Genomic DNA, 1,028 nt, shown 5'->3' on the forward strand with positions numbered 1-1,028 from the left:
CCCGACTTAGCTCTCTAGGTCGTATTCACCCTGTTTCTACAGCTGTTTCATCCTCGTAATTTGGCAAAGGTATTGCAACTAATGACGCATTTTCATCCAACTTGATCGTATGTGCAGATGCATTTTGCACTGTGCCGTTTACCTTTTTAGGTATTTTATGTGCTGGGAAATAAGTTGGAGCAGATGCCGAACTGACGCATACTTCCCACAGCGGGATGTTACCATAATCTTTGTCTTGACGCCAGCTTTTAAAAATAATTGGTTCTCGGTTAATCGTGTCATAGGAAATAATCAACAGCAATGATGAAGAGACATCAAAAAGCGTTGTATTTCCAAAAGCTTGTTTAAGCACTTGAATTAAACCATTATCTGAAAACTTGGGAGCGGACAAACCGTGCTTCAAAATTAAGGGAATTCGTGCTAAAGAAAAACGACTTCTGTAAGGAAAAATGATTGAGCTTTTTTGTTTGTATAATTCAACAATTTCTTGACTACTGCGTCCTAAGGCGATCGCAGCTGCTAAAATTGCCCCCGTAGAAGTTCCAGCAACTAAGTTAAAGTACTCATTCAACGGCTGATTAATTTGCTGCTCAATTTCTGCTAGTATCCTTGCTGAAATGATTCCTCGAATACCCCCACCATCTAAGCTTAAAATCCGAAAAGGCATTTTCTTCTCCTTCTATGATTGCTATAGTTTAGGTCATAGAAGTTAAATTAACTTAGTTTAAGTATAAGTCTCAAAGGTGGAAAACTGGTGGAGAAAGCTTGGAATTTCTCAGTTTCGTTATTTCTTGCACAAGTGTTTTCACAATGCACTAAATTATGTAATATTTTCAGTTAATTGTAATTTATAGCAATCCTATTAGAGTTGCAAATGCTAGCCAATAGAAACCCGGTTTCTTTGAGAAACCGGGTTTCCTGGTGTTCGTGAATCATTTAGGACTACTATATATCAATACCTTTGCCAAAAAAAGAGGATGAAGAGAGAGGGCAGATGTAGTAGAGTTATGGTCTCTCACAACGACAAC

The 1,028-nt window shown here is 38.0% G+C and carries 1 protein-coding gene; it reads right to left on the reverse strand.

All coding sequences use genetic code 11. The annotated features are described in order from the left end of the window. Window positions 1-25: 25 nt before the first annotated feature. Entirely contained in the window at window positions 26-667 is a 642-nt protein-coding gene (locus tag ICL16_RS00430) for a patatin-like phospholipase family protein (RefSeq protein ID WP_190824930.1), read from the reverse strand. Window positions 668-1,028: the final 361 nt, after the last annotated feature.

Origin of the sequence: Iningainema tapete BLCC-T55, assembly GCF_014698965.1 — a bacterium.
In the GTDB taxonomy this organism is placed as follows: domain Bacteria; phylum Cyanobacteriota; class Cyanobacteriia; order Cyanobacteriales; family Nostocaceae; genus Iningainema; species Iningainema tapete.

What these genes read in the sequence shown, in the direction of transcription:
- ICL16_RS00430 (WP_190824930.1), bottom strand. Translation starts at nt 667, where the DNA reads ATGCCTTTTCGGATTTTAAGCTTAGATGGTGGGGGTATTCGAGGAATC.